The following is a 20,460-nucleotide window of genomic DNA, read 5'->3' as shown; positions in this document are numbered from 1 at the left end:
AAAATATGGACATTTTTAAGTTATTCTTTAGAACTATCAACAAAAACTAGATATAAAGTTAGGTAAGTTTTATGAATTCAACTCCTCAAATTGGACAGGGGAAAGACATCCAAGAGAGGATGCATTCTCTTTGTATTTTAATAGAGTCCAATATATTTAAAGATTTCTAGCTGATCTTGTTCAGGCTTATTCAGAATTTGCATCTTGAATAAGTTCTTTTTTATGGTTCTATAAAATGATTCCATTAAGGCATTTTCATTCACCATATGTTCGTAGTAGTATCTGAAAATTAGTAACAGTAAACTAAGAACCAGATCTATATGAACGATAAGACATTTATCTGGACGTTCACTATCATAGGCCTGTGTAAATGCATCCATTACTAAGGTGTCCTTCATTTTCCTACCCACGGGAATATGACCTTGAAAGCTTGCAATATGAAATTATACGGGAAATATTCACAAGTGAAATAATGGCGTAAATCAAAGTTATTTTTAAGATGAAAAATATGGGGATAGTATTACTATCCCCCAATAAAAAGAATTATTTTATAATATCACTTAATACCCTGTGATATATTCTTTCGAGATACATTTTTTCATCTAAGTCCGATGAAATTGTACTCGTTAAATTAAAAGCTTCAATAAGACTTAAAGTATTATTAATAATATTTTTATCATACATTGTTCGGAAATTCTTTCTAGTTTCTTCCTTAAGAGTTCTTGAGTTTGTAATTAACGTATATAATAAATATAACGTATCACTTGTAATAAATTTAATTTTTGAAAGACCTTTAATAAATTCAAGCATACTTTCTTTTTTCTTATTTATGGAGAATATTTCTAACAATTTCTTTTCTACCGTTTCTATTTTAGCAGTGTGATTAATATCTATTACAGCATCTCGTAAATCTTGTATTGCCGTAAAAGATAATCCCGGATTATTAGCATCAATTACTTTGTATCTAATTTCAACACTTAATGCGCTATCTTTTATTTCGCTATTAGAAACTAATGCTCCGAAGTATACCCTACCCACATCAGGAATCTCGATAGCCTTTTCTTCCCTCATATATATCCTTATTTCTGAATCACTAAGGTTTGCTTTTTCTACTCGAAATATAGAATTGGTTTCTACACAGTATTTGTGGAGGGCTAAGAGAATTAAATAAATCCCCAAATGATTATCATAGTTATTATATTTAGTGGAAGTTTGTGCTCTTAGAAAATATTGATCGTTTTTCTCCACTAATCTAAATTGCCTTTCAACTTTTGGCATCTTTTTAAATAATTTGTCGATATTTTCTTTTAAAAGATCGTGATAATCATGTTCATAACAAAAATTTGCATATTTATCAAGACTAAAAAGTTGTTCAAGAAAATCAGAAGAGAAACTGTAAATACTTGAAGCCGTTATATTTTCATTAATAAACTTTAAAATTATCTCATTTTTATCAGTAAAACCTATAAATTCTATATTTTCTAATTTTTCAGGTATGTCTAATTTTTTTGCATCAATTTTCTCAAATGTTTCTATAAGTTGCTTAGAACCTTTTATTTTTAATAAGTCGTTGAAATTACCAAAATTTTCAATAGGAAATTTCTCCAATATTAATTGATCTATTGATCTATCTTCAATTATTAAATTTCTTAGTTTTTTAAGTTTAACACTATCCTCATAATAATCATCAACCGTGTAATAAAATAAATGATTTTTCATAGAGTAGAACATCATACATTCCTCCCAAAAATTGATTTCCTTCTAATAAGAGGATTCTTTTATTGAATATTAAAGTTAATTTCCTTTTTCTAGAAGAATGAATTGGATATTTTTAAAATTATACTAATTGAGATTATAAAACACCCCAGGTTTTGCCATTCATCATTGCCATCTTTCGGAGTTACAAGAAACCTTACTTAAATCTATATAAATATACTACAGAATTAGAGAAAATCCTCTAACGCTTTCCAAAATAATCAGCATTTATTAAAAATATGGAAACAAATCAATATTTCTTTAACGTAAACGGCTGTTAGTGTTAGGGTAATAAAAGGTTCAATAAATCTTGTTAGACGATGATTGCTGGCAACTTAAACTATTAACCAATTATTCTTTCAATTGACTTTCTCGATCGAATTATCCAAAGTGGTTCTTCAGGGTAGTCAAAATTTATATCAAACTCTGTACAGTTACAGTCCTTAATTTTCCATTCACAACTTTTTCGTTTCTAAGAATATCTATCCTCCAAATATATTTACGTATTTTCCTACTTATCCATAAATCATTAAAGTTCCTTAAATTAGGCTCAAATACAAAATAAAAGCTATTTCCCCTATACTTTCTCTAGAATTAAAATTACCGCCAAGGGTTAAAAAATATATGGTAAAAAATCAACGGTCAAATCCTTATAATACCAAATTCTTCTTTCATTTGCTTTTATTATTAAGTTTTTGAACTCGTTGTATAATAAGCCATCACATAAATAATCACACTTATAGTATATAATAAAACTTTCTTAGAAAGTCATTCTTAACTTTTTCTGCATTTTCTTCGTCTTCTTCTGTAGGAACCAAGCTTTCCATAACAGACGAGATTGCATTCAAGTTCAGGGTATAAGTCACCCTACGAATTGAGGAAACAATTGATGAGTCGCCCTGCGGCTTAAAACGAGATTCTTCAAGCTACCTCGGGACCTGACCCATAGAATCCCCGGGGATTGGGGCAGAACCCCAAAAAGTAAGGAATCCATGAACTAACTTCGAAGTCACAGTTTGCGTGTCTATTATATCGGGGACAGCTCAGGTTGTTCCTTAATCTTTTTTATTCCAATTTACACACTCGATTAAATCTTGCTCAAAATCATATACAGTTTGATAACGTTTATCTCGCGTATCCATAGCCTTCATAACTATACTTTGGCACAAAACTGAAACGTAGAATCTTTTTTTGGGTAACTTACTGCTTAATAAATAGTACAGCAAGGCCCCTAGTGAGTATATATCGGATAAATTGGTGGAATCAGCTAGATTATTTAGCTGTTGTGGATCAGTGAAATCTTCTTGCCCATAGCCCTTCTTTGATAAACCTGTGAAAAATGACACTGATTTAGGATCTTTTGCCAATCCAAAATCGGCAATTTTTACTTCCAAGACGTTATTCTTCTCATATAATAAAATATTATTTGGCGCTAAATCTCGATGATATTTATCTTTTTCATGTAAGTACTTAACACCTGATAAAATCTGATTAAAGATTTTAATACGTTGATCTTCAGAAGCATCGTAATTGTCTTTTATCCATCTCTCCAAAGAAAAACTCGCTAATGGCATAGTAAACCAAAAAGGGGAACCGTCAAGTTGAATCTTCTTCACATTAATGATGTTTCTGTGCTGTAACTCTTTAGTTAGCAGTCTGACCTCTCGTTTAAAACGAAGTATATATTCATCCCCGTCATTCCCATAAACCTGTTTAAAGTAACTTCTTGGGAAAAGAACTTTGCAGGCTACAATTTCGTTCAATTCAGGATCGAATATTTTATAAACTCTGGCAAAAGAACCACTTCCTATTTCGTCTAAAACGATCATTTCAAACTGGTGTTTTACATGCTCTATCTTTAACATTTGTTTTTTAAAAGCATTAATAGAGTTTTTAAAATTATTTAAAATAGATAATTGAGATTCTTTGGAATCACTCTTAATAAGATTATTGTTAAAAGCATAATAGTCTAACAAAAAATCATTTAAAACTTTATTTTCGGAGTCTCCAACAATTTCAATAATTCTTTGGATATAATAATTCATTTCATTAATAGTAAACAATACGGTATCTTGTCGAATTTCTGGTTCTAAGAGCTTAACTACTAATTTTTGTAATTCTTCTACCGGCGAAATTAATATTAGAGACGCATGCAAAATATTATTGATATCTGGAAGAAGTACCGAGTCAAGTTCATCTAAGGTTATGCCTGCTGATAGAGCAATTTCATTTTTATAAGTACTTAACAATCTTGGTTGATCCCAAATTTTATTTGATAAATAACGCAAAGGTAATTTTTTTCCATGCTCCTTTAAATGAATGTAGTGCGCAATTGCAAGAACGATCGACTTATATTTTCGAAATGTTGTGAGATCAGCAATTAAAGAACCTGATTGATCTTTTATTTCTGTTTCTTCAATCCATCGTAGTACATATTTTTTTATTGGACTCTCGACATCTATTATCAGGTTGGTTACTGATTTTTCTAATTTTGTGAGTTCTAAGTTGATGTCTGGTTTTTCCTGCATTAAGAATTCCATAGCCCTAGGATCAAGTTGAACTATTTTAGGTAGCCACTCAACTGTTTTTCGGGGCTTCAAATTTTTAAAGGTAATTTGTATTACGCCATCTAATAAAAGGATTTCTAAAGAATCGTTTAAATCAAGCCATGTAAATCTTTGAAGCACCTGATTAATAAAAGGCTTATATTGTTTTGGACCATATGAAAGTAATTTCAGAATAAATTCCATGAGTACCTTTTTGCCATGTTGTTTATTTAGAGTGGCTTCTACTCCACTATACTTTCGCCCACTCACGAGCATTTCGATGGGAAAACGATACTCATTCCTATATATCTTATTTACTTCTAATCCGGTATGATGTTCATCAGTTGTAAAAATATGATCTACAGCCATTTTGATTCCTTACCCCCATTAATGCCTTCTTTGCCACCAAATCCTAATAAATCTAGTCACAACGCATTTTCTGGACGATTAAAGGCTTAGCAAAATCTGAATCTGGCGGGCACTGGCTGCAAACAAACGAGTGGTTGATCCACTGTATTGATTTGAGGGATTCACCTATTTGATGGGTTATAAAATATTGAATATCAGTTAGCTGGAATACTTGGCCGATATCGTTTCCGCTATAATCATCCACCTCAGCATTTGGTTCATCCAGGAACATGATAGAAAGTTTCTCCCCTCGTCTTTTGCTGCTTACTGCTGCCAATAGCACCAATAGGCTAGTTCTAGCCCTTTGTCCGGAAGATAAATCAGGACTATTAATTAGTACTGGTTTTTTTCCATCGAACCCAATAGAAAGGTATAACTCCCATAAGTCAGGGTCTTCCCCACGTGGCTCGAGTCGGCCAGTAGCATTGGCCCCGATTAGATCGGCCATCATTTGGAAATCTTCTATAAATTCTTTCATCGTGTCTTTAATATGCATTTGAAGCGCCGCGAGACTATTATTGCACTCCTGTTCCCAATTATCTCGTTCCTCTTTTATTTGATTAAACCTATTTTGCAGTTGATTGACTAACGCCTCCTGTGTTTTCACCAGTTCAACTACAGTTTCATCAATATCAGGGTTTTCCTTTATAAAGTTGTTAATATTGTCAGTAATACGTTCACTTTCTCTTTTTAGCTCTTTGGAAGAATATATTTCACCTCTTTCATTTTTGAAATCCGGAGTATTTATATCCTGCGGTATAAATTCTGTATCATCCTCCGAAATTCCAAGCGCAATGAGTTTCTGTTTTATTTCTTCAAGATCCTGTTTTTTGCTCTCCAATTCTTGTGTTAAGGTTCCTAGTTCTTTAGCAAGTCTTTCGATTTCTCGCTGGCATTGCTTTTCCTGTTGCTCGCAAACTGCTTCAGCAACTTTCTTATCAGTAAGAAAGCCTGTAATCTCTTCCAGTTGACTGTTTATTCTATTACGCTCTATTTCTTTATTCTGTTTTTCACTAAGATGAATTTGATAATTATTATTTATGTCATCTAATTCTTTTTCTTTTAGTGGCAATTTTTCAAGCTCATTTTGTTCATTAATGATTGTTTGAAGTCTGTTTACTTCATTCTCATAGTCTCTTACCAATGTTTCTTTTTCTTGAGCAATCTCTCTTTGTTCCTTTATTTCAGTTTCTATTAACATTTTTTCTTTTTCTAAGGCCAGTCTCCCACAACATAAGCGGTTAGGCTTTCTAAAAATTGAACCATCATTATCTTGCTGTAAGCCTTTAAAGGTAATACTTGTTAACCCTTGTTTTTGAAGATGATGACCTTCTTCCACTGTCTCGACCAAATAGATATCATCCAAACGGGTCATATAGCCGCCAACTTTGTCTGGAAAGGCCACATTAATAACTGACCTGATTGTTGGATGGGGTATTTTCCTTCTATTCCGGTTTTCTACCTCCGGTTTCGTTAGGCTCATTCTGGCCGTATAACCATACATTTCCTGAAGCTTTTTAGCTTCGAGTTCTTGATTTTTATTAACAATAATCCGAAATCGTTCATTGCCAAGGAAAGCTTCAACTGCTAACTGCCATTTTTCGTATTCAGGCTTAAGGGATATGGCATCGGCTAACAGAATATATTCTATCTTGTTCTCATTAAGCTTTGTGGTGAAATCATACACGTAATTTGGGTAAGGCTTATCCTGATCTAAATCTTTTTTTCTCTTTTCAATATTGCCGAGTTTTTCTTTCTCCTTACGCCAATCATTTTGTGCTTCCTCCAAAATCTTCTGAGCATCGATATGATCCTGGACAAACTCTTCTTTATTCAATGGTTTAATTTCTTTAAGTTTTAGCACATCTTCAGTGATTCTTTTTCTATTTGCTGTTATTTCGCCTACTTTACCCCCAAGAGCATCTATTTCTTCTTGAAAGTCGGCTAAAGCAGCCTTATAACCTTCTTTTTTCGTTTCCGCTTTTAATATTTCTGACTGAATAGAGGTCCTCTGCACATTTAAATTAATTTTTTTATTTTGCTCCGTATTGATTTCATTTTTGAAATTTGTACTTTTTTCTTCACAGATCTCTATTGCCGAATGGTTCTCCCAAAATTCAACTTTTAGCATTTTTTGTTTAACAGATTGCAATTTCTTCCTGTTTAATTGATTTTCTTTATACTTTTCTGATTTGGATTGAAGCCTCGTAAAATTATTTAATCCCTCAGTAAGTGTATCTTGTGCCAGCTGCAAATTTACTTCCTGCTTGCCTAACTCATCTTTAGCCGACCGGTAGTTGTCATGAATCTTTTTTATCCCTTTTAATTCAAATACCTTTAGAAAAAGGTCATTTGCATCCAGATGTACAAGATTTTTAACAGTTGTTGGATTCATCGACATAAGATTGCGAAAAGCCGGTGTTACGCCCAAGCATTCTTCTAGAATCTGCTTATATTGTTTGTGTGATTTAAGACTTTGACTATAAGCTTTTGGATTTGTTCCGAGATCGATGATTTCAGTAAATATACCGTTAAACACATAATATTCCTTTTCCGGGCGCCCATTTGAACTAACCGTTATTAAACAGCAACAAGTAACTTCATCATCCTGGCAACCGGCACTTTCAAATGGTCTTATTCCATTCACTGGTTCATTGTAAAAAGAAGCTCGAACCACAGCCCATTTGCTTTTTTTATGCATATAATGCAGAGCATCACGATTATTTTCGAATTTAGCATCTCCAAGAAGTAAACGGAGTCCATCCATAATCGTGGTTTTGCCATGACCTGATGCCCCAACAAAGGCATTAACTTTGGGATGTGCCGGATATGGTTTGGAAGTAGTAGGCAATAACCCCCAATAAGCGGTTGAAAAATCTTTAATCATTCGCTTTTATCCTCTTCTCCAGTTAAGTTTGTCTCTGCCTCTCCTCTCTGCTGATCTTCCGATAAATCTTTAGTAATTTGCTTAGTTATATCCATCATTTCCTGAAGCATGTCCTGCGTTATCCCCTGAAGGTATTCATTATAATGAAGCATAAACATTGCTGGTCCGGCATAATAGCGCTTGTCCTTTTCAATAACAAACCAATGTTTTTTTAACATTTTGATGAGCGATTCGATTGAATGACGGGGATTCATTCTTCTGAAGCGAAACTTTTCTCCATAATTTAATGTCAGCTCGTCTAAAGTTGTATAAACTTCTTGATCTCCGTAGCCTCCTGTCAACCTGGGAACAATAAGCTTGATAAAGAGTATGGTTATTAAAGCCATATGCCTCTTAGTGAACCCACTATTTTTTCGATGAAACTTGTCAAAAGCGTCATCATCAAATTCCTTTTTCAGTCGTATTACATACCATTCACAGTTGGAAAAATTGATAAGTTCATATCCCATCATGGCCAATGTTTGTTGCACTTCTCTGTATAGGGTTAAATTTTTCTCTAGTATCCCTACCGATTCTTTTGAAATCCACCCATAATGGAAAAGAGAACATATTCGTTGTACTTCCGGATTTATTGTTATCTCTTCCAAATCAATTTTCCCTCCTTATGTAGGTTTCTGTAATTTCCGCTACATGCCCTTTATTCAAGGATTTCATATTATCCCTTACATCCAAATCCAAAATTTCATCTCTCTTTATGGCTGGCGCTTGAAGATCAGAAATAAGTTTCACGGTCTGCCCAGTTCGATACATCGCTATCCCAAAGCTATCACTTTCAGTGAATAGTACTTCGTCTAAAGGAGCGTTTTGTCTATCTTTAAGTTTAAATTGTAGTTCATGATAGAGTAATTCCAGGGGTTTATCTTTGTTCTCAAAGATGATTTCCTCTTCTTCAAAATCAATGATTGGCGGCGGGGGAATTTCTATTATTTCATCAGGTATTTGCATAAAAAATGATTTAGTTTTATATACTACCGTTTCTTCTCTTAGCTGAGGTGTTTGCTTCGGTGCAGAAAAGTATTTTATAGCTAGATTGGTAAGATAGTCAAAAGAAGCTCCTTTAAGAAACTCCTCCATTTTTTCCGGATCGAAATATTTTCCTATAGCACTGACATCTTGAAGCAAATTTTCTCTGGCAGTATCTAATGTTTGAGCAACCAACGCTGTTATCTGTCCACAGACTTCGTAAAATTCGTTCCTTTTTTGAAAACTACTAAAAAGGTTGCTTCTTTTTCTTATTTTCTTTCTCAGCTCATCAATTGCCTTAAGTATCGTAGGACTAGTCTGTATAATTTCCCTTATGTCTTTTTTGGATCGTTTTTGGATCATTCGTTCTATTTTGTCACGAATATCCTTCAATTGACTCATATGAATATCGAAGTTCTTTTCAATCGTTTCTTGATCCAGGTTATATAAATCAGATATTTCAGCTTCATTTCCTACAAGTAAAATTTCTTGGGCAAAATTCATTTCTCCGCGAATCACAGATCCAAATAAGCCATGGGTAAGCAATGAAACAATACGGCCAGGCATTTGATAGTCGATTCCATTAAAGACGACCCACTCATATTTGATTAAGTGCTTAATAACTTTGTTGCGCGTAGTTTTTTGCATGTAATTAAGCAAATCATCAAGTTCAAAACGGGTTGATATCCCCCCTTGTCGCGAGATTGTCCTCGCTGCAGCCAGAACTAATGTCGTCATCTTGGGATCTTTAAGGTTAAATATTCCAAATATCTTATAATATGGTTCAATTTGTTTAGCATCGATAATATCATCTTTATTTAGGCTATAGTCAATATCGATTAGCGACGGTTCTTGCTCAGAGGGCATTTTTTCACCTTATTTCTTAACATCAGTATTTCTAAGACTTAAAACGTTTTGAATAAAATAAAATAGATTTTTAATTTAATGTCTTATCTAATATATTTCGTTATAAAATTCCATTTTCCCCCATAAAAATTTATCAAATAATACTTTTTTAGTTAAATTGCATTAACTAAAATACTAACCGCTAATCTCTTATAAATTAGCGGTTAGTATTTTAGTTAGTTTAATTATTTCCTGGAAAATACCACAAAAATGTTTGAAGTTCTAATCAGCGAACACTCACAAATTATACAGTAGCCATCTAGAATTCTATCTCCTTTATCAAAGTACCCAGATGTTCTACGGATACCGTCAAGAGTTTTACACAAATGTAGTTCTATATTGTTAATGAAAGAAAGCACAGAGGTGCCGTTCTCCCTGTGTCTTCTTTCATTATTGCTTGTCTAATACTACTTTCTGATAATCCCTAATCTTGGCTTCTATTGAACTGCCTGTTGTGCTGATGCTTCAGGTCTTTCTGCATCCAGTGCGCTTTGGATCGAATCTTCTTGAGCTTGAGTTATAGTCCCATTGGTTACGAGATTATCCAACACTGTTTTCATTCCATTGTGGCCCTCACCTTTGATTCGCTCTCCTTGTGCTGGAGCTGCAGGTTTCGCTGCATCAAGTGCACTCTTGATAGCATCTTCTTGGGCTTGGGTTAGCGTAGCATTAGATACGAGGCTATCTAAGACTGTTTTTAATCCGTTATGACCTTTTTCCCCTTTCATCTTTTCGCCTTGTGCAGGTGCTGCTTGTTTGGCTGCGTCAAGAGCACTTTGGATAGAATCTTCTTGCGCTTGGGTTAGAGTGCCATTGGATACGAGACTGTCTAAGACTGTTTTCAAGCCATTTTGTTTCGCTTCGCCTTTGTTATGTTCTCCTTGTGCAGGTGCTGCCGGTTTGGCTGCATCAAGAGCACTCTTGATCGCATCTTCCTGGGCTTGAGTCAGAGTACCATTGGATACGAGAGTATCAAATATGTTCGTGAAACGATTGTGATCTCCTTTTGCAGGATGAGATTGTTCCTGCTGGGTTTGTGTAGTGGTCGATGAGCTTGTGTCCGTTGTCGCAGCAAAAACGGCTGTTCCTGAGAGTAGGGTTGTCATTGCAATAGCGACAGCGATAATGATCGGTTTTGTTTTTTTCATGGTCTATGTCCTCCTTAAATTTCAGTTGTTTTTGTTTACAGGCATATCATAACGTTCTAATCTGAAAGCTGCCTGATGAGTCACTGAAAGTTTAATGAGGATTAACTGAAAATTACTTTAAGATAAAAACTAGCCAATAAGCGATGAGGAATGTACATCATGCCGCCCATGATGCCTTAACCCGGCTTGAAGCGTTCCAGCATAGCAATACCTGCAGCCATGAAGACAGGTTTCATATGCCCCGATGTCCTTGCTTTGAACACAGCCGCACTCTGGCCGTTGATTTTTGTCCTTCGTTGGGTTTACCTCGATTCCAAAAACTCGTTTTATATGGAGAGGATCGATGCACCTTCCAGGCAAGACTCCCCAAGGGCTTATGTCTAGCTTTTCCGCACAGCTTTGTATTTCCAATTCATTTTCTTTGGAGATGCTTACTAGGGTACGAACGATATCTTCAATGGCCTCTAAGTTCAGTTCTTCAGCAATGTAAATGCCTTGCTTTGCTAATTGTTTAAACTGCGAGGTGGCTTTGCGATAGGAATCGACAAAACTTATAACGACTCGTTGGGTACTTCCCTTTAACGTCTGAGCAATCTTTTCAAACATGGCTTGATGATTGTCATACCCCATGATATTGCTAAGGACGATGGGATCATAGCGCCAGATAACTTTTTCAGGTCCAATTAAATTTGACAGCTGGAGAAAGGTTTCAAGGCGATCATGGAGCTCGGGAACCTTCGGCTCAAGCTCAGGTGGATAGCCGTTTAAGGTGTAGTGGAAGTAATATCGGAAGCCTCTGTCATCCAATTCTTTAAGATGCGGAATCAAGGGCTGCGGATTTTTCGTCCAGAATACAAGCATCTCGACATCGTTTGGGAGAAGAGATACCTTTGTAACCTGCTTGCGGTTGAAAGGGTTAAAGACCGTACAATAGCCGTCTCGAATTCTCTGCATGAACCAGGGACTGTAAAAGGCGGGAATATCGGTTCGACGGCTTGCGCTGATAATCATGTCTTCATCTCCCTCTTAGATAAGAATACCCTCCGCTGACAGAGGATTTTATCCTGCCTTGGAGGGACTTTTTGCAATAAAACAAGCTATGCGTTCACATTTACATAACAAATAATGCATGACGATCTTTAACAATTCGTTAGATTTTTGTTATGTTTTGCCCGTAGAAAATCTCTGCCATTTCCTTTTTCAGACGCTGCTTGATCTTACGTTTCTCGGAAAAGGAAAGTTCTTTTTTCGCTGTTCCAAAGAGATAATTATCGAGGTCGAAGTCCTTAAGCAGCATCTTGGTATGAAAGATCTTTTCCTGATAGACGTTGACGTCGATCATCTGATAAAGATCGCGTGTTTTGCGATTGATATAGTTTTGAATTGAATTGATCTTATGATCGATAAAATATTTTCTGCCGTTCACATCGCGCGTGAAGCCTCGAACTCGGTAATCAACGGTTACAATATCCGAACAGAAACTTGACATCAGATAATTCAAGGCCTTCAGCGGCGAGATTTGCCCGCACGTGGAAACATCGATGTCTGCACGGAAAGTGCTTATCCCGCCATGGGGATGGCTTTCCGGATAGGTATGTACTGTAATATGGCTTTTATCCAAATGGGCCACAACTGCTTCGGGAAGGGGTTTTCCGTTTTTCGCGAGCATCGGGTCAAAGGGATCTTTATCGGGCGGTTTGCCGGGTTGACATTCTTCCTCCGCAATCAGCATGGTCACGCTGGCCCCTTGAGGATCATAATCCTGTTTGGCGATATTGAGTATATTCGCTCCGATGATTCGGGCGACTTCAGTTAAAATGTTGGTCAGCCTTTCCGCGTTGTATTCTTCATCAATGTACTTAATATAGGCATCCCGATGCTCTGGCGTCTTTGCATAACAAATATCATACATATTAAAACTTAACGTCTTTGTTAAATTATTAAACCCGTAGAGTTTTAACTTTTTAAAAGGTTTGACCTCCATTGTACTCCTCCATCTAGCTTAATGTCTAAATCTAAATTGTATGCTTTAACCGATTGACCGATTACAACTATTATAACTCAGTTTTATTAAGAATGTATTATTTCGACAAAATGTGAAGGATCGGAAAGAGGGAAAGGAGCACTATTTCAAAAATCAGAAGTCTCTTTTCGGATCGTTTGCTTCGGAAGCTGAAGTATTCGCCCGTGATAGAGTCCAATACCTCCATCTGATTAAAGATGATCTCATACCGTTCATCAAGCTCATAATACCCGCTCAGCGCATCATACATTTGCCTTGCTTTAAAAATTCGGTTAAATTCCGAAGGTCTGTCCAGAAGCCTGACGCTTTCGAGACTCCTGTATTTAAACCGAATATTTTTTGCTATGGTTGAAATCACCTTATGGGTATTTGCTTTAAGATAACCCTGTTTAAGCTGATTGATAAAATAATCGGCATCATCCAAAACCTCTGATAGCTCGGTTTCTATTGACGAAAGTTCGGTAGACTTAGCTAAAACAGCCGCCGCTATATCTGCCATCTGCTGATGGTCCTGAAATTTATGGTCTGCACCTTCCCAGAGGTAAACTTCACCCTCGCTTGAAAGAATAAGCGCATGGCTTTCATTATAGTGCGAAATCAGTTGATAATCCAGCTCTACAAATAACGTCTCCAGGTAATCTAAAAAAACCGTAATCTCATCTCGATTAAAGTTTAAAAAACTAATACATCCGTATTTGTATAGGTAAACCGCCTTCTCTGCCGACGCATATTTAAGAATCTGTTCAACTTCTGCTCCGTCTATTTTAAGGTATTCCTTCCAGCCGATGTCCTGCTTTAAATTAAAAAAGCTGGCTATCCGTATGATAGGAAGTCTTGGAGCGACTTTATAAGTGTTAAAAAATATTTTTTCCATACTGCACCCGTCTTTACTTCAATAACTCAAGGACCATCAGCACGACTTCAACAACAATGAGCAAAACAATCACCCACTCAACAAACAAGCCACGCATGGAATGGCTGATAGAGCCCAATCCGTCAATGATGCTTTTCAGAATTTCCGTCTTGCTTTTGATGACCTCATACCGGTCATTCAACTCGAAAAACTCCGACATCTTTTCATAAAAGTCGGCCGCCTCACTGTTAATCCAGGTGATGTCCGGTTTATCCAGAATCATAATATAAGCGATGCTGTTATATTCATGCCTGACTACGCGTGAAGTCATCTTGGCTAATTCTTTGTTGCCGATATTCAATTTGCCTTTTTCCAGATTATCGATTTTAGCTTCGAGAGAATCGAGAATTTCGCCCAGCTGTTCTTCGATCCTTTCCATGGCGACAGATTTGGCTATGACGATAGAAATCAGCTCAGGGTAAAAAAGCTCCATATGAGAAATCTGCACATAGCTGTCGGTAAACTCAATTTCCTCGCCTTCAGCCAGGTGAAGCATATAGTCTTCCTGAAACATCTCATAACGGCTAAAATTAAAATCCGGCTTAATCGTCTTCAGATAGCGCATAAATATCTCATAATGCTTGGGAGGCGAGTTGATAAAAACGATGCTGCCAAATGAGAAAACGAAAATCCTTTCATCCTTTGCCGTTTCCTCGCCCATAATTTTCTTCAGCACCTCGTTCTGAAGAAGAAGCGGCTCCTCCCAGGTATACTTTTTCCGTATGCTGCATTCAACCGCTATCTTATTCAGATCGATTTCATGCGTTATAGCAAAAGCTTTAAACTTTAATTCATCCATTGTTTTCCCTTTACTTTCTCTTCAATCTTTGGTTTGGATTAACTATCCTTCTTATAGTTTCTCCGTTTCGATGAATTTTAACGAACAAAAAGATGACCTAATCTAGACGATACTAATCTCCAGATCAAGTCATCACTCGGCTAATTCTCAAGTTTCTATGCCAGCTTTGCTAAACTAAAAACACAATAATTTCGATCTGCCATTTGTACAATTACCGATCAAATACTAAGGACTTTACTACCCCGAAGTATTCCCGCAAGTAAACATTAGGCCTTAAGTACCAAGGGGTCGGTGAAGGAACACCGACTGGATTTAAACCCATGCGCCTTGCCAGAAGCTTCGATCGAAACATATGGAAATCATTTGTTACGATCAGGACAGGCTTAGAAGGATCATAACTCGGCTGTTGCTCAAGAAGCTCTCGCGAATACCGGAAATTCTCCATCGTGCTCGTTGACTTTTCTTCCTTCAGAATTCGATCTTTAGCGATGCCCTGTTTAACCAAATAACGCTGCATAGCTTCAGCTTCAGTGATCCATTCTCCTGGGCCCTGCCCACCAGAGACGACCACTTTCATCTCCTTATTATCCTGTAAAATCATTAAACCCTTATTTACCCGTTCCCAAAGAGTCCAAGAGAGTTGATCCCCATTAAGACCCGCCCCCAGAATGATTAGGTAGTCGACTTGCCTTGGCACTGAATCCTTGGTATTATACAGCAGCAAACTTTCGATAAGAAAAAAAGACGCAAGGAGCACTAAGATACCTAAACGAAACAAACGACGAAACCACACAAAGCGTTCTTTAAATAAATACCGCTTTAGATAGCTCCACGATAAGCCCCAAAGGACCATAGCTATTCCAAGTACTCCTGGCAGAAGGGTCCCCAGATTCCGACCCCCATTAAGCCCTAGAACAAATATTGTATCGAGAATCCCTAAGAGTCCCAATAAGATATAAATCATAGACGCTCGGTTGTTCATCACTCTCTACCCCTCCTCTTTTTGATAATAAAGTCTACTCATCACCTCACCATTGATAAAAACAGAGGGTAAGCGGTAAACACCCCTAGCCCTCTGTTTCTATCAATGGTGATTTATTAGTTTAAGTAATCACTATTGCAGCTTCTGCAAAAGTGATTCGAACTCATCAATATACAAATTAGATATTCTTTCAGCTATATCTTCTGCCATCTCTTTTTTATACATATGTGAGGTCATATTTCTATCGTTTAACATGAGCAGCCAGGTTTTTTCATTTGTTATAAGTTTTTGAGAATAGGCTTCTCTTATCACTGCTTTCGGTGAATTCACATCAACTATACCGCTATCTTCAAGGTATATCTTTGTAGTTTTCCATGCAAGTTCATACGTAAATTCAAATCTTTGAATAACTCCATCACGGATTACGTCACTGGCATCAGGCTGATTGAACTCATTAACGGCTTCTTTCAGTCTTTGCAGAGCATCTTGAAAGTTAGTTAATTTAGTGATCAACCTATTATTCATAGAGGATTACACCATCCCTCTCAATATTTTTCATTAGGTCATCTGTAGCACTATCATGGACAAATACGATATCTATTTTTTTCAGAGTCTCAATTTCATCTACTTCTGCGCAGAAACAGGCTTTATCTAAAGGAGATAAATTTGTTTCAAAGGCAGCAATATCATAGTCACTGGTCGATGAGTGATCTCCCCTTGCACGTGAACCAAAAAGAACCAGCTTGTTGATTTTGTATTTCCGAGCAATTTCATTAATCTGCTCTATTACTTTGTCACTTTCCATAGCGTCGACTCCGTTTCATCAAATCGCAACATACCCTTATATATTCCAATATATTCCTTTCAAATTATATCACAGGGTATATTCACAGGCAATTACTGCACTCTATTTCAAAATATCTTGAATGACCTCGTTAATGAGGTTGGGAACGATTTCAAAAGAGTAATGCATTTCAGCGCGCTCATACTTTTTATGAGCATCCAGTCCATAAGGGCCGATGCAGATGACGGGAACATTGATATCTCTTATGTCTTGGTAGTTTACGAATTGCTTAGTCCCCCACCCGGGATTATTGTTACATACAGCCTGAATCCCTTCCTCATCATCGCTGATGGCCATAAAACTCATATCGGAGATATACGGGAAGAAATTGCGGGTAACAATCGGCTGAGGATAATGCGGCTGAATCTTTTTAACTGCATATTCAAGAGCATCAAGCAAACGCTGTTCCTGCTCATTTTTTCCGGTAAGCTCCACTCTTGGCGAATAAAGCGAGGAATAAAACAGGATGATCGCAGGGCTTTTATCTTTCATGAACTTCCAGGCTTCCTCAACCACCCGAGCTGAGTACATGCGCGAATCTAAAGAGGTATCTGCCAGAAGCTCCTCACGGAACTCTTTCATGTGCTCCGTATAAACCTCACCGTTTTGCTCCACGAGAATGCTTTCAAATTCCTCATAGGTCATTACCCTGACCTTCCACGGTACCGGATGAACTTCTTCCCCGCTCAGCTCACAGTACGATTGATAACGCCGTGTAAACTCAGAGAGTGCCCGTTCAAAAGCGATTTCAGCATGATGCTTGAGCTTGTCTAAGACATCCTTAGGACTCCAAGAATAGATCAAGAAGTTATAGTAGACATAAGCGGCCAGAGCGGTTTGTACAGTATAGGAGGGTTTGAGATCGGTTTGCTTAAGAGAAACGGGCGGGGCCGGTGTCTCACCAAAGGCTGAATCACAAAGTTCCGGATTATAGTTGATTTCCCGCGTGAGTTCGGCAGCGAGAAAATTCGGATCAAAGCCTTCAAAACATGAACCAACATGCGTTTCTTTCCCTGTAATATAAAAGGAAGGTAAAAGTTTCCCAACTGAGCCTTTATAAATATAGCGATTTTCGTCGCCTTCATAACGGGGCGCCACAAAATCCGCGTTGATCGCTGCTATATATTTTAACGGATAGGTTTCTTCCCATTGTTTCAGCACGTTTAAGGCCGAAAGAACGCCATGAGAGCTGTCTTCTTCATCACACTCCGCAGCCAGCAGGAGATTTCCTGCCAAATTCTCAGGATGTTCAGCATAGTTCTTCAGCAGATAGAGGTGGCCGGCTAAGCCCCCTTTCATATCTAAAACACCGCGTCCATACAGCCATTGTCCGGATTTTAACTCCTGCTTTACCCGTTCCGGAATATCTTCATTTAAATACGCCGCACTGAGCTGCTCGGGATCAAAAGCGGTGTCCTGAAGATGAGCAAAATCATCAATGCCTACCGTATCGAAATGCCCCATCAAAATGACCGTATCATTCGATCTTCTTTTTGTCCCTTGAACTAATGCCATCACGTTATAGCGTTCTGGTTCTTTTTCCTCTGTGCGGGATAAAAGCAAATGATCAGGGTGAGCTTGAAAATAGGGCCATTCCTTTAAAAGCTGATATATGTACAAGGCAATTTCTTTTTCGCCTGAAGTATTCACAATGCTTGGGATCTTCACTAATTTCTTTGTGAGGGCTAAAACTTCATCTCGGCAATTTAACATTTTCTAACCTCGACAAGAACGCACCGAATCGTGATAGCCGCCAAAACGATTAGACCGCCGATTAAAGACCATAGGCCCGGTTTTTCCCCGATAAATAAAGCTACCCAAATGGGATTTAAAATCGGTTCAATGACGGGTATAAGAGTGGCTTCCAAAGCAGAGGTGTGCTTAATCGCCTTAGCGTAAAGAATATACGGAAGGCCGAGCTGAACTACCCCTAAAATCAGCAGATTAAGCCAGCCGGAAGCATTCGGCCATGCGATCGAGAGAAAAGGGATTCCGATAATCGCTGTCAGAATGTTCCCCAAAAAGATCGATTCCCAAGGGGATCCTTTCTTTTGCATCCGTAAAAACATGGCTTGCAAAGCAAAACATACCCCGCTGGCAATCGCAACGATATTTCCCAGTACGCCTTTCGTGCTTAGACTATCCATGAAGAATAAGGCCATACCCCCGATAACAATGAAGACAGTAATCCAATCCAAAGGCCGTGTTCTTTCCTTCAACAGCCAGCCGCTCAACAAAGCAACATAAATCGGTGCGGTATATTGAAGCAAGATGGCATTTGCAGCCGTCGTCAATTTGGTCGCAAGAACAAACAAAATAACTGTTCCCGCATAAGATAATGCCGCCCCGAATTGAGCTATAGACCAGTTGATTTTGGGCTTGCCCAAAACAGCCAGGAAAACCAGCGCAGAGATCGCGCTTCTTACCCCGGCAATGGCAAAAGGATGAGCATTTACGGATTTAATCAAAAGCCCACCAAGGCTCCAAAACGTTGCTGTGATGACCAAGAAGAGAATGGCCTTGGGCCGTTCATTTTTTATGACAGGGGCTTCTACAGAGGTTTGTATATTCAAAAGTCATTCGCCCTTTCTTATGCAGTTGTGAATTTCGATTAGTTTAACTCCAGCCCGATCGGGCAATGATCAGAGCCTAAAACCTCCGGATAAATGACTGAATCCTTAAGCCGATCCCTTAAAACATCGGATACACAGAAATAATCAATACGCCATCCGGCATTGTTCGCCCTGGCATTGAACATATACGACCACCAGGTGTAAGCTTCTGTTTTATCGGGGTAAAAATGCCGGTAGGTATCGATGAAGCCGTTTTGGACGATCTGATCGAATTTGCCGCGTTCCTCATCGGAAAAGCCTGCGTTCTTTCGATTGGGGCCGGGGTTTTTCAGATCAATCTCCGTATGAGCCACATTCAGGTCTCCGCAAAAAATAACCGGCTTGTTTTGCTCCAGGCGTTTAAGATAAGCCAGAAAATCGTTTTCCCATTTCATGCGGTACTCCAAACGCGTAAGGCCGCGCTGAGAATTCGGAGTGTAAACCGTCACTATGTAAAACTCTTCGAATTCCAGAGTGATCACTCGCCCTTCAAGGTCATGCTCCTCTATGCCGATGCCATACGTCACCAGCAGCGGCTCTTTTTTCGAAAAGACCGCAGTTCCTGAATACCCTTTTTTCCGGGCAAAATTCCAATAAGCATAGTAGCCCTCGGGCTGAAATGGAATCTGCTCCTGCTGAAGCTTTGTTTCCTGAAGGCAAAAAATATCTGCGTCTTCCTGATCAAAAAAGTCCTTAAACCCATTCTTCAGGCAAGCACGCAGTCCATTAACATTCCATGAGATTAATTTCATTTATTCAGGCCTCTCTCTTTCAACTCTGTTTCTCTTGTTCTCTTTTCTCTTCTCTAATTCTAAACGTCACTCGAAAATTTCTCAACCTAATCTCTTTTGACTCTTTTCGTGGGATATATTACCATTAAGCTGAGCAAGCTAAAGCATTATCTTCATTCAGGTATTTAGAGTTATCTGCTTAAGGCTTGCAAGGAAAGGCGAAAGAAAATATGAAGCGTTTAACGTTTTGGTTATATGTCCTATTAAGCGTGACTATCATTTTGGCTGGATTCGTGGAGATTCTCCAACAACAATGGGCATCTTTAGGAATGTCCTTGCTTGCTCTGGTATTTATGACCTTGCCTTTTCTTATTGAAAAACGCAGGAATATCCAATTCCCCCGCATTTTTCTCAATGTTTTTCTTCTTTTTCTCTATGCCTCCATCTTCCTTGGAACGGCCAATCATTTTTACTACCGGTTTTGGTGGTGGGACAAAATGCTTCACAGTCTTTCGGGGCTGATCTTTGCGGATCTCGGGTATTTAATGGCAATGTACCTCCAGCGCAAGGAAAAAAAGGATGTGGACTTCAGCCGCTGGGTATCAGCCCTATTTGCCTTTTGTTTCTCTGTTGCTTCAGGGGCAGTATGGGAAATCTATGAATATACCATGGATAAAACATTTGGCTCGCGTTACCAAGGATTTGGAATCGACGATACGATGACGGACATCATTTGCGATACATTAGGAGCCTTGATTTTTGGTCTCTTTCTATTCTATCTGAGGAAGAGAAAAATTAAGGTAATCTCCAAGAATTGATTACCCATTGATTCTCCAACTGATTATGTTCATATAAGAAAAGCTCATCCTTTACGGACGAGCTT

The 20,460-nt window shown here is 37.9% G+C and carries 17 protein-coding genes; 1 reads left to right on the top strand and 16 read right to left on the bottom strand.

The genetic code is table 11. The annotated features are described in order from the left end of the window. Window positions 1–543: 543 nt before the first annotated feature. The 16 genes from ACHOLT_RS12780 to ACHOLT_RS12705 all read right to left on the bottom strand — a co-directional run bounded on the left by ACHOLT_RS12780 (window position 544) and on the right by ACHOLT_RS12705 (window position 19,598). Window positions 544–1,719, bottom strand: a complete 1,176-nt coding sequence (locus ACHOLT_RS12780; protein ID WP_425801217.1) for a hypothetical protein — start codon at window positions 1,717–1,719, stop codon at window positions 544–546. 1,091 nt (window positions 1,720–2,810) lie between these two features. Beyond that, window positions 2,811–4,670, bottom strand: a complete 1,860-nt coding sequence (locus ACHOLT_RS12775) for a protein kinase domain-containing protein (protein WP_425801215.1) — start codon at window positions 4,668–4,670, stop codon at window positions 2,811–2,813. A 52-nt stretch (window positions 4,671–4,722) separates the two neighbouring features. Next, window positions 4,723–7,596 (bottom strand): AAA family ATPase, encoded by a 2,874-nt coding sequence (locus tag ACHOLT_RS12770; RefSeq protein WP_425801212.1) that lies wholly within the window; start codon window positions 7,594–7,596, stop codon window positions 4,723–4,725. Further along, entirely contained in the window at window positions 7,593–8,243 is a 651-nt protein-coding gene (locus ACHOLT_RS12765) for a hypothetical protein (protein ID WP_425801210.1), read from the bottom strand. Before ACHOLT_RS12765 ends, ACHOLT_RS12770 begins: the two co-directional genes overlap by 4 nt. 1 nt (window position 8,244) lies before the next feature. Then, window positions 8,245–9,486, bottom strand: a complete 1,242-nt coding sequence (locus tag ACHOLT_RS12760) for a hypothetical protein (RefSeq protein ID WP_425801208.1) — start codon at window positions 9,484–9,486, stop codon at window positions 8,245–8,247. Between the two features lie 476 nt (window positions 9,487–9,962). Next, a complete protein-coding gene (locus tag ACHOLT_RS12755; protein WP_425801206.1) occupies window positions 9,963–10,673 on the bottom strand; it encodes a hypothetical protein in 711 nt (236 codons plus the stop codon). Between the two features lie 129 nt (window positions 10,674–10,802). Then, window positions 10,803–11,684, bottom strand: a complete 882-nt coding sequence (locus ACHOLT_RS12750; RefSeq protein WP_425801203.1) for a DUF1848 domain-containing protein — start codon at window positions 11,682–11,684, stop codon at window positions 10,803–10,805. Window positions 11,685–11,823: 139 nt separating this feature from the next. Beyond that, window positions 11,824–12,657, bottom strand: coding sequence for an adenosylmethionine decarboxylase (gene speD / locus ACHOLT_RS12745; RefSeq protein ID WP_425801201.1), 834 nt, complete (start codon window positions 12,655–12,657; stop codon window positions 11,824–11,826). 97 nt (window positions 12,658–12,754) lie between these two features. Then, the gene (locus tag ACHOLT_RS12740) at window positions 12,755–13,570 is read right to left on the bottom strand and encodes an RMD1 family protein (protein WP_425801199.1); all 816 of its coding nucleotides are present in this window, start codon (window positions 13,568–13,570) and stop codon (window positions 12,755–12,757) included. Window positions 13,571–13,583: 13 nt separating this feature from the next. Next, window positions 13,584–14,408: an RMD1 family protein gene (locus ACHOLT_RS12735; RefSeq protein WP_425801197.1), complete on the bottom strand. Its 825-nt coding sequence runs from the start codon at window positions 14,406–14,408 to the stop codon at window positions 13,584–13,586. Window positions 14,409–14,619: 211 nt separating this feature from the next. Beyond that, window positions 14,620–15,390, bottom strand: coding sequence for a YdcF family protein (locus ACHOLT_RS12730; RefSeq protein ID WP_425808045.1), 771 nt, complete (start codon window positions 15,388–15,390; stop codon window positions 14,620–14,622). A 132-nt stretch (window positions 15,391–15,522) separates the two neighbouring features. Continuing rightward, window positions 15,523–15,915, bottom strand: coding sequence for a nucleotidyltransferase substrate binding protein (locus ACHOLT_RS12725; RefSeq protein ID WP_425801195.1), 393 nt, complete (start codon window positions 15,913–15,915; stop codon window positions 15,523–15,525). Beyond that, window positions 15,908–16,195, bottom strand: coding sequence for a nucleotidyltransferase domain-containing protein (locus tag ACHOLT_RS12720; protein ID WP_425801193.1), 288 nt, complete (start codon window positions 16,193–16,195; stop codon window positions 15,908–15,910). The genes ACHOLT_RS12725 and ACHOLT_RS12720 overlap by 8 nt, the downstream gene beginning before the upstream one ends. Window positions 16,196–16,297: 102 nt before the next feature. Further along, window positions 16,298–17,947: a M20/M25/M40 family metallo-hydrolase gene (locus ACHOLT_RS12715; RefSeq protein ID WP_425801191.1), complete on the bottom strand. Its 1,650-nt coding sequence runs from the start codon at window positions 17,945–17,947 to the stop codon at window positions 16,298–16,300. Further along, window positions 17,941–18,807 carry a DMT family transporter gene (locus ACHOLT_RS12710; RefSeq protein WP_425801189.1) on the bottom strand — a complete coding sequence of 289 codons (867 nt, stop codon included), beginning with the start codon at window positions 18,805–18,807 and terminating at the stop codon, window positions 17,941–17,943. The genes ACHOLT_RS12715 and ACHOLT_RS12710 overlap by 7 nt, the downstream gene beginning before the upstream one ends. A 38-nt stretch (window positions 18,808–18,845) precedes the next feature. Then, complete coding sequence (locus tag ACHOLT_RS12705; protein ID WP_425801187.1) at window positions 18,846–19,598, bottom strand: exodeoxyribonuclease III; 753 nt, start codon at window positions 19,596–19,598, stop codon at window positions 18,846–18,848. Between the two features lie 209 nt (window positions 19,599–19,807). Here ACHOLT_RS12705 and ACHOLT_RS12700 point away from each other — a divergent pair, with 209 nt between their 5' ends. After that, window positions 19,808–20,395: a hypothetical protein gene (locus ACHOLT_RS12700; protein WP_425801185.1), complete on the top strand. Its 588-nt coding sequence runs from the start codon at window positions 19,808–19,810 to the stop codon at window positions 20,393–20,395. The last annotated feature ends 65 nt before the right edge of the window (window positions 20,396–20,460 follow it).

It is taken from the genome of Desulfitobacterium nosdiversum (assembly GCF_049860565.1).
Lineage (GTDB): Bacteria > Bacillota > Desulfitobacteriia > Desulfitobacteriales > Desulfitobacteriaceae > Desulfitobacterium_A > Desulfitobacterium_A nosdiversum.
The sequence above is the reverse complement of the archived record's forward strand: the minus strand, read 5'-3'. Positions and strand labels throughout refer to the sequence as shown.

What these genes read in the sequence shown, in the direction of transcription:
- ACHOLT_RS12780 (WP_425801217.1), bottom strand. Translation starts at nt 1,719, where the DNA reads ATGAAAAATCATTTATTTTATTACACGGTTGATGATTATTATGAGGAT.
- ACHOLT_RS12775 (WP_425801215.1), bottom strand. Translation starts at nt 4,670, where the DNA reads ATGGCTGTAGATCATATTTTTACAACTGATGAACATCATACCGGATTA.
- ACHOLT_RS12770 (WP_425801212.1), bottom strand. Translation starts at nt 7,596, where the DNA reads ATGATTAAAGATTTTTCAACCGCTTATTGGGGGTTATTGCCTACTACT.
- ACHOLT_RS12760 (WP_425801208.1), bottom strand. Translation starts at nt 9,486, where the DNA reads ATGCCCTCTGAGCAAGAACCGTCGCTAATCGATATTGACTATAGCCTA.
- ACHOLT_RS12755 (WP_425801206.1), bottom strand. Translation starts at nt 10,673, where the DNA reads ATGAAAAAAACAAAACCGATCATTATCGCTGTCGCTATTGCAATGACA.
- ACHOLT_RS12750 (WP_425801203.1), bottom strand. Translation starts at nt 11,684, where the DNA reads ATGATTATCAGCGCAAGCCGTCGAACCGATATTCCCGCCTTTTACAGT.
- speD (WP_425801201.1), bottom strand. Translation starts at nt 12,657, where the DNA reads ATGGAGGTCAAACCTTTTAAAAAGTTAAAACTCTACGGGTTTAATAAT.
- ACHOLT_RS12740 (WP_425801199.1), bottom strand. Translation starts at nt 13,570, where the DNA reads ATGGAAAAAATATTTTTTAACACTTATAAAGTCGCTCCAAGACTTCCT.
- ACHOLT_RS12735 (WP_425801197.1), bottom strand. Translation starts at nt 14,408, where the DNA reads ATGGATGAATTAAAGTTTAAAGCTTTTGCTATAACGCATGAAATCGAT.
- ACHOLT_RS12730 (WP_425808045.1), bottom strand. Translation starts at nt 15,390, where the DNA reads ATGAACAACCGAGCGTCTATGATTTATATCTTATTGGGACTCTTAGGG.
- ACHOLT_RS12725 (WP_425801195.1), bottom strand. Translation starts at nt 15,915, where the DNA reads ATGAATAATAGGTTGATCACTAAATTAACTAACTTTCAAGATGCTCTG.
- ACHOLT_RS12720 (WP_425801193.1), bottom strand. Translation starts at nt 16,195, where the DNA reads ATGGAAAGTGACAAAGTAATAGAGCAGATTAATGAAATTGCTCGGAAA.
- ACHOLT_RS12715 (WP_425801191.1), bottom strand. Translation starts at nt 17,947, where the DNA reads ATGTTAAATTGCCGAGATGAAGTTTTAGCCCTCACAAAGAAATTAGTG.
- ACHOLT_RS12705 (WP_425801187.1), bottom strand. Translation starts at nt 19,598, where the DNA reads ATGAAATTAATCTCATGGAATGTTAATGGACTGCGTGCTTGCCTGAAG.
- ACHOLT_RS12700 (WP_425801185.1), top strand. Translation starts at nt 19,808, where the DNA reads ATGAAGCGTTTAACGTTTTGGTTATATGTCCTATTAAGCGTGACTATC.